Genomic DNA, 8,276 nt, shown 5'->3' with positions numbered 1-8,276 from the left:
TTACTGATCACGCCATGGCGCTTGTCTGCGCGGACGAACGCGGCTTGTTCTTTGCGCTGTTCGGCAAGTTCTGCGGGTGTGCGAATGCTACCAAAAACATGTTTGTGTTTCATTGCCTTGTCCTCGATCATCTCGGCTTTCATATGTCAGTGCTGGGGAAAGGCCCGAGTCGCCCTTGTCGCTGCGCTGCTATCCCCGCACTCGACTGTAATTATAGTCGTTTTTCCCAAGGTTTGCAAATTCAGGTGCAAACTCTTTTGAATGGTATATATGAATGAAACTGAGATAACGCTACGTTAATAAAGCGCGCCTTTGGTTTACGAGAATAGAACGGTGCAGGCGGGGTCTCCGCTGGCGGCGGCTGGACGCGATCTGGACAATCTGGACACTGGCTGGACACTGAAAAAGGAGCGGGTGATGGGAATGAGAGGGGGTGGAAGGGAATGATAGGGAACGGATGACAAGCCTAAACCATTGAAACACAAAGGACGCGCCGGAGTAAGCATTTGACGCGAAACGGGTAAAAAATGGGCGAAGAGGGACTTAAAATCCCTCGGGTTTTCCCGTGCCGGTTCGAGTCCGGCCCTGGGCACCATCTCGAATGAGAAAGCCGCTATATCCTGGCACATCGTCCCGATGAAAGACGGCGCAAGGGCGCTGGACCCACCCGACTGTCTCCTTGATTTCGTGAGTCGCCGGCGAGGCGGTCCCGCGACCCTAAGGCAGTTGTCTCCAGTCTCAGAGGAAGCCATGGGTGTTGCGATAGCGAGCCCTCAGCCACCCTTCGTCCGACTTCTTTGTGTTACCATCGCGAGCACCACGCCGACCGGTCTCGGGGAGTGTTCATGTCTGCACCCTACCGTTTGTCTTTGGCCCAGAAAAGCATGTTTCTGGCCGTGCTCTCGGCCATTTTCTTGGCGGCCATGGATCAGACCGTGGTGGCCACTGCCTTGCCGACCATTGCCGAGGATCTGCACGGACTCGCCCACCTGCCCTGGGTGATTACCGCCTATCTACTCAGTTCCACCGTCTCCCTGCCCATTTACGGTAAGCTCGGGGATCTGATGGGGCGCAAGGTGGTACTGACTTTTGCCGTAGCCTTCTTTCTGGTGGGCTCGATCCTTTCAGGTCTGGCTTGGAGTCTCGAGAGTCTGGTGTTGTTTCGCGCGCTGCAAGGTCTCGGTGGTGGCGGTATCCTGGTCACGGCCATCGCCAGCATTGCCGACTTCCTGCCGCTGGAGCAACGCGGCAAATATCAGGGCCTGGTAGGTGCGGCATTCGGACTGGCAACCCTCATTGGGCCTTTTCTGGGCGGCTTTGTCGTCCAAACTTTTGGCTGGCGATGGATATTCTACATAAATATTCCTTTCGGAATATTCTGCCTGATTATCGTTCAATGGGCTTTTCCAAAGACTCAGAGAAAGCGTTTTCCCTTTGATATCGTCGGTGCGGGATCCCTGTTCTTCGGCCTATCGGCGCTGGTATTGCTGATGGAATTTGGCGCGCATGACTCCTGGATTTGGGTTCTTCTTGCTTTGATATCGGCGAGCGTATGGGGGATATTTTTCTGGAGTCCGCATCATCCTGAACCCATATTGCCTTTAGTATTTTTTCGTCATAAAACCTTCAGTGCCAGTGTGATCGTATCTTTTTTCGTTGGGGCAGCCATGCTTGGCTCCATCAGTTTTCTACCCACCTACTACCAGACGGTGCGGGCATTTACGCCGACGGAATCGGGTCTGGAAATGCTCTTCTTGCTGGTCGGAATGCTGTTGACTTCGGTATTCAGTGGACGTTGGATCAGCAAGCATCAAAAGTTTCGGATGGTGCCGATCCTGGGGACGCTGCTGACGGCCCTGGCGCTGTGGTTACTCTCGCACATTGCGGTACAGACGCCGCTGTGGCAGATCGACGGCGCGCTGATTCTGCTGGGTGTGGGCTTGGGCTCTACCATGCAGGTCATGGTGTTGTCGGCGCAGTGGGCGCTGCCTCATCGGCATCTGGGCGTGGCGACGGCGACGGTATCGCTGTTCCGCTCTCTGGGCGGAACCCTGGGTGTGGCGGGCTTCGGTGCGGTCTTCAGCCATTTTCTGGGCGTCACGCCCGCCGCCTCGGACCACCTTGCCGCCACGCACATCGTTCACGCCCTGCGCTGGGATTTCGGTATCGCCGCGGCTCTGACCCTGGCGGCTTTTGTCGCCGCCTGGAATCTGGACGATCTGCCGACGCTCATGGCGCAGCGTCGCGGGAGCGAATCCAGTCTGCCACCGGCCTGAGAGTGCAGGACGAGCCGACACGATACGCCCTGCTGCAGGATCAGCGTCGGCGCGGCGGTCGTACCCGCGACCAGAGGCTTCGTAGGGTATCCCAGAGCGTCAGGACTACGCCTGCAGAGAGGATATAGGCAATCCAGCGCCAACGGACCCAATTGAGGATCTGCGCCAGGTGCAGCAATACCATGGCCTCAGCGTTGTCCGTCTGGAGCGCCAGCTGGGCCTTGGCGCTGGTCGCAAAGACCACGCCCAGATAACGCAGCACCATGAGAAACAGGGCCAGCAGAAGCAGGCTAAGACCCAGATAGAGCACAAGGCTCCCGGAGCGTCGCGACAATCAGGCCTCCCCTGGGCTTCGCCAGCGTGACAGTCGGGCCAGCGCCCCGCGCAGTAGTTCCTCGGCGCGCGAGGCTGAGTCTGCCTCGGTGTAGCAACGTAGTTCGGGTGCGTTGCCCGAGGGCCGCAGGTGCAGGATATCGCCGCTCGGGAAAAAGGCGCGAACGCCGTCGCTGTAGTCCAGATTCAAGGGATGACCGCCGCAGAGATCGCCAAAATCCTCGCCAAAATGGTCGCAACCCTCCGCCCCTTGGTAGTGTTGCAGGCGATCGCGACTGAGCTGGGTGGGAAAGTCCTGCAGACGGTCACTGCTGGTAAAGCGTTGCGGCAGACCGGCCAGCAGAGTGGAGAGAGGTCGATCCTGGCGCCTTGCCTCGCGCAGTGCAGCAAGCATTGGCAGGACGGCATCGCGCGTGGGCAAGGCGGTCAGCGTTCCATGCTCCCAAGGAATCTCCGAACCCAGGAGCAGTCCGCCATTGGCCTCGTAGCCGACGATACGACCGTAGCCCTGCTCCCGCAGCTCGTCCATGGCGGCGATGACGTAGGGCGAGCCGATGCGTGTGCGGATGACCTGGGCAAAGGAGCCGCTGCGTTCCAGGGCGGTGTTGCTGGAAATCGGTGTTGCCACGGCATCGGCACCCAGGATCTGGGCGCTGACGAGGCCGAGGAGATCGCCGCGCCACCAACTGCCGTGCTCGTCCGCAAGCATCGGTCGGTCGGCATCGCCATCGGTGCTGACCAGGGCGTCCAGACCATGCTCCCGCACCCATCGGACTGCGAGTTCTTTGTCCTCCGGACGCAGAGCCTCAGTATCCATAGGGACAAATTCCTCTGTACGCCCAAGGGGAACCACCTCGGCACCGAAGCCAGCGAGGAGCGCCTCCAGGAGGTCGCGTGCCACACCGGAATGCTGGTAGAGGCCGATACGCAGCCCCGCCAGGGCATCCACATCCAGGCAGCTCCGGTATCGCGCGAGGTAGTCGTCCGCGTATCGGGCATCGGGCGCGGGCAGGACGGGCCGGTGACGCAGTCGTCCCTGTTCATCCCGTGGGGGCACGGGGATGCCAGCGAGGTGGTCGAGGATGCCCGCCTCATCGACTTTGCCGAGCTCCCCGTGGGGCCGATTGAACTTGATGCCATTGCGGTCGAAGGGAATGTGACTGCCCGTCACCATCAGGGACGGCACGCGCCGCTGGAAGCCCGCCAGCGCCAGAGCCGGAGTCGGCAGGAAACCGGCAAAATGGGGCCTACCCCCGGCATCGCACACCGCCGCCCAGGCGGCCTCGAGAATGGCTGGTGTGCTGGGCCGCAGATCGCCGCCGAGGAGGACGGCACCACCCGGCGCGAATTCCCGAAGTTCCTCCAGATACCGGAGAAAGGCAAGAACGTGGCCGTAGACGAGGCCATCGTCCAACTCCTCCACCAGACCCCGCAATCCACTGGTACCAAAAGCCGCCATGCTGCCTCTCCCCAGAGTCTCGACCAGGGGATGATACCGAGCTTGGCCCGGGGTCGTCAGCAAAAAAGCGTGGGGTGGGGACAGACACCCAAGACACCGACTGGACGGTATCCTAGACTCATCCTACACTGCGCCACTGGATTTGCCGTCCCGCAACGAGCCAAAGCATGTCGACCAACGAAGTTCTCCAGGAGCGCACACTCCCCCGTGACCCCGCCGAGCGCACACGCTTCGAGGTGCTGGGGGCCATCAGCGTGTCCCACTTTCTCAACGACAGTATTCAGTCCTTGATGCTGGCGGTGTATCCGCTCTTCAAGGGCCAATTCGATCTGAGTTTTGCCCAGATCGGCCTCATCACGCTGGCCTATCAGCTGACGGCGTCCATCATCCAGCCCCTGGTGGGCCGCTACACCGACGCCCACCCTCTACCCTACTCGCTGCCTTTGGGCATGGTCTCCACCTTCCTCGGCCTGCTTCTGCTCTCCGTGGCGCCCAACTATCCCGTGCTGCTGCTGGCGGCGGCGATGATCGGTCTCGGCTCTTCGGTATTCCACCCGGAGTCATCGCGCGTGGCACGCATGGCTTCGGGCGGGCGTCACGGGCTGGCGCAGTCCATCTTCCAGGTCGGGGGTAACGTCGGTACGGCGACCGGCCCCCTCCTTGCCGCCTTCATCGTCATGCCCAACGGGCAGCACAGTCTGTCGTGGTTCTCGGCGGTGGCCTTGCTTGCCATTGTCATCCTGAGCTTTGTCGGGCGCTGGTATCAGCACCAGCATCGCCAGCCTCGGAACCGCCGGGCTATAGTTGATCGGCAGCCCCTACCCCGCACTCAGGTGCGCCGCAGTCTCGGTATTCTGGTGGCGCTGATGTTTTCCAAGTTCCTGTATCTCACCAGCATCAGCAGTTATTTGATCTTCTACCTGGTGCAGCGCTTTGCCATACCGGTGCGCGAAGCACAGATGCACCTCTTCTTTTTCCTGGCGGCGGTGGCAGCCGGTACCCTGCTGGGCGGGCCCATCGGCGATCGTATCGGTCGCAAGACCGTGATCTGGGTATCGCTGCTGGGCATCGCGCCCTTTACCCTTGCCCTTCCCTATGTGGGCCTCACCACCAGTGCCCTGCTCACTCTGATCATCGGCTTCCTGCTGGCGTCGGCTTTTCCGGCCATCGTCGTCTACGCGCAGGAACTCGTGCCCGGCAAGGTGGGTACCATCTCTGGCCTTTTCTTTGGGCTTGCCTTTGGTCTGGGGGGTGTCGGTGCTGCCATGCTAGGGCAGCTGGCAGACCTGTGGGGTATCGTGCGCGTCTACGAAATCTGCGCCTTTCTGCCGCTCATCGGCTTGTTGGCGGCCTTCCTACCGCGTCATCCGAACCGGCCCGCGCAAAGTCTGGGCAGCACGTCCTGACCTGGCCACACGGGCGGCGGCAGGGCATGAAACTGCCGACACCCCTGGCGAGAGCAACACAGGTCGGGACCGCCAAAGGCCTTGACCGGCCTTGACGACGGGTGCCGGAGGGTGAATCATCGCGCAACCCGGTTGCATAGTGATGCGTCATGCCCTCAAGCTCCACGCCAGCACCTACAGAACCCCTGCTACAGATCGAGAACCTCGGCGTGCGTCTGGGTGGCCGGCAGGTTCTGGAAGGTCTGGATCTAAGCCTGGAGAGCGGCGTTCTCTGTGGCCTCATTGGCGAAAATGGCGCGGGCAAGACGACGCTTTTACGTAGCATTCTCGGCTTGCAGCGCATCGCGTCCGGGACCATCCGCCTGGCGGGGGGTTCGGTCGGGAAGGCGCGCGATCTGGTCGGCTACGTTCCCCAGAAAATTGCCTTTGACCCGCAGCTGCCGCTGCGTACCCGCGATCTGGTTGAGCTCGGTCTCAGTGGCAGGCACTTTGGCCTACCCTGGCGGCGGCGCCGCTATCAGGCGGCCACCAAGGCGGCGCTCGCGGCAGTGGGCGCCGAGCACTTTGCAGACCAGCGTCTGGGGCGACTTTCCGGAGGGCAGCAGCAGCGTGCGGTCATTGCCCACGCTCTGGTGCGCGAGCCGCGCCTGCTGCTTCTGGATGAGCCCCTGGCCAATCTGGATTTTCGCAGTACTACGAGCCTCGTCCAGCTCCTCGGCACATTGGTCCGCGAACACGGACTCACGGTCCTGGTGACGGCACACGACATGAATCCCCTCCTGCCGGTGCTGGATCGTCTGGTGTATCTGGTGGGTGGGCGGGCGGCCACAGGCACCGTGGACGAGGTGGTGCGTCCGGACGTGCTCAGTGGTCTGTATGGCTATCCCGTGACGGTTCTGCGCCACCACGGCCGCTTTCTGGTGTTGCCAGATGCCCCGGACGGGCCCGGCGAAATGCGTCACGCCGGCACCGAGCTGCCACCACCGTCGCCAAGGGAGGAGGCCTGATGCTGCAGGCGCTGGCCGTGGACTGGAGTGCCTTCTTCGCCGACTCGGCGGTGCAGACTGCCCTGGTGATCGGGGTCTGCGCCGCCCTCATCAATGCCAGCCTGGGAGTCTTTACCCTGCTGCGCGGCCACGCCTTCGCCGGACATGCCCTGGGCGACATCAGCAGCGCCGGGGGTGCTGCCTCCTTCCTCCTGGGTATCTCGGCGCTCTGGGGTTTCCTGGGCATGGCCTGGGCCGCCGCCCTTGCCATGGCCTGGCTGGGTCTGCGGGAAGCGCGCGAGCGGGATCTGGCCACCGGTATCGTGCTCGGCGCGGGTCTGGGGCTCACGGCCCTCCTTCTGTACCTTGCCATGACCACCACCAGTGCCTCGGGCAGTACCGTGACCGTGCTGTTTGGATCTCTCTTTGCCTTGCCGCCCAGCCTTGCGCCGGTGGTCCTGCTGCTCACCTTTGGCACCTTGTGTGTCATCGTCCTCGGCTATCGACCGCTGCTCCTCATCGCCGCCGATGCCGATCTCGCCCGGGCACAGGGGATTCCCGTCGCCTTGCTCGAACTCGTCTACCTCCTCCTGCTGGGACTTGCCGCCGCCATTTCCGCCATGACCGTCGGGGCAATACTGGCGACGGCTCTGCTCCTGGGCCCGGCCGGCGCCGCCCTGCAACTGGCGACGCGTCCCGTCTGGGCCTTTCTCCTGGCGGCGCTGCTTGCCGTGCTCGCCGTCGTCCTGGGGATCCTCCTGTCCTGGCAGAGCTATTACTGGTTTTCGGGAACCTCCTGGCCGGTGAGCTTCTTCATCGTGCTGCTGACGCTGCTGGAGTATCTGGGAGCGGGCCTGTGGACAGCGTTTTGGGGCGGAAGCACCTGGACGACCGCAGCGCCACCACCCAGCGCCTGCGCCGAGGACTGCTGATGTTTGCAAATTACATGCTGCCCACTTGGATAGCGGCGAGTTTTCTGGCCCTGGCAGCGGGTGCCATCGGTTATTTTACGGTCATCCGGCGCTCGGTCTTTGCCGCCCACGCCCTACCCCTGAGCGCTTTCCCCGGTGGCGCGGCGGCGGTGCTGACGGGCATCGATCCCATGATCGGTCTTCTGGGTTTCGCCTTCCTCGGCGTAGTGTTTGTACAGCAAAGCTCACGCCTCGGCCCGAAGGATCTGGCCATCGGCCTTCTCCTCAGCAGTTTTCTGGCTCTGGGAGCGCTCTTGCTGAGTCTGACGGGGGCCTATGCGCCGGCGGTCTACGCTCTGCTCTTCGGTGAGGTTCTGGGCATTCCCCATCGTGAGCTGCTGCCTACGGCGGCTGTGTCGCTGCTGGTTCTGGCGGTGACCGTGCTGAGCTTTCGTCCGCTCCTGCTACAGTCCGCCGCCGCCGACCTGGCGACCATCTGCGGGATAAACCGGGCGGGCATGGAGTGGCTCTTCCTGGGGTTGCTCGCCATCGTGACGGCAACGGCCCTGCCCGTTGTCGGCACCCTGCTGGTCTTTACCTTGCTGGTGGCCCCTGCCGCCGCCGCCCAGCGCCTCAGCGCGCATCCCGCCCGCGCCTTTCTGATCAGCATCGCTCTGGCAGAACTCCTGGTCTGGTCGGCCATCGCGCTGTCCTACTGGAGCAACTGGCCTTTGGGTTTTTTTGTCGGTACGCTGGGCGCAGTGCTCTTCGTCGTTCTACGCGGGGGCGGGCTGCTGCCTTCGCCTTCGGGGATCAGAGCAAGGCTTTCTCGGCGCGAGACAAGCTGGCATCATGGTGCCGGTCCGAACTCTGGAACCCGCCCCGATGGGTGACTCCCAGGAGGT

Annotated in this window: 7 protein-coding genes and 1 tRNA gene; 6 read left to right on the top strand and 2 right to left on the bottom strand. The window is 62.6% G+C overall.

Translation table 11 applies throughout. The annotated features are described in order from the left end of the window. Window positions 1-520 precede the first annotated feature (520 nt). Together Q0C23_RS02330 and Q0C23_RS02325 are read left to right on the top strand one after the other, a co-directional pair. Window positions 521-595: transfer RNA gene (locus Q0C23_RS02330), tRNA-OTHER, on the top strand. Between the two features lie 250 nt (window positions 596-845). After that, window positions 846-2,276, top strand: a complete 1,431-nt coding sequence (locus Q0C23_RS02325; RefSeq protein ID WP_291510769.1) for an MDR family MFS transporter — start codon at window positions 846-848, stop codon at window positions 2,274-2,276. A gap of 40 nt (window positions 2,277-2,316) precedes the next feature. Here Q0C23_RS02325 and Q0C23_RS02320 read toward each other — a convergent pair whose 3' ends face one another. Both Q0C23_RS02320 and Q0C23_RS02315 read right to left on the bottom strand, forming a co-directional pair. Beyond that, window positions 2,317-2,610: a hypothetical protein gene (locus tag Q0C23_RS02320; protein WP_291510768.1), complete on the bottom strand. Its 294-nt coding sequence runs from the start codon at window positions 2,608-2,610 to the stop codon at window positions 2,317-2,319. After that, entirely contained in the window at window positions 2,611-4,068 is a 1,458-nt protein-coding gene (locus Q0C23_RS02315; RefSeq protein ID WP_291510767.1) for a phosphomannomutase, read from the bottom strand. A 167-nt stretch (window positions 4,069-4,235) separates the two neighbouring features. On the opposite strand from Q0C23_RS02315, the gene Q0C23_RS02310 reads away from it, so the two are divergent. The 4 genes from Q0C23_RS02310 (at window position 4,236) to Q0C23_RS02295 (ending at window position 8,264) form a co-directional block, all read left to right on the top strand. Continuing rightward, window positions 4,236-5,474 (top strand): MFS transporter, encoded by a 1,239-nt coding sequence (locus Q0C23_RS02310; RefSeq protein ID WP_291510766.1) that lies wholly within the window; start codon window positions 4,236-4,238, stop codon window positions 5,472-5,474. A 149-nt stretch (window positions 5,475-5,623) separates the two neighbouring features. After that, window positions 5,624-6,481, top strand: a complete 858-nt coding sequence (locus tag Q0C23_RS02305; protein WP_291510765.1) for a metal ABC transporter ATP-binding protein — start codon at window positions 5,624-5,626, stop codon at window positions 6,479-6,481. Continuing rightward, window positions 6,481-7,392, top strand: coding sequence for a metal ABC transporter permease (locus Q0C23_RS02300; protein WP_291510764.1), 912 nt, complete (start codon window positions 6,481-6,483; stop codon window positions 7,390-7,392). Before Q0C23_RS02305 ends, Q0C23_RS02300 begins: the two co-directional genes overlap by 1 nt. Then, complete coding sequence (locus tag Q0C23_RS02295; protein ID WP_291510763.1) at window positions 7,317-8,264, top strand: metal ABC transporter permease; 948 nt, start codon at window positions 7,317-7,319, stop codon at window positions 8,262-8,264. The genes Q0C23_RS02300 and Q0C23_RS02295 overlap by 76 nt, the downstream gene beginning before the upstream one ends. Window positions 8,265-8,276 lie beyond the last annotated feature (12 nt).

Origin of the sequence: Acidithiobacillus sp. (assembly GCF_023256195.1) — a bacterium.
Taxonomy (GTDB): Bacteria; Pseudomonadota; Gammaproteobacteria; order Acidithiobacillales; family Acidithiobacillaceae; genus Acidithiobacillus_A.
This window is presented reverse-complemented; position numbering and strand designations above follow the sequence as displayed.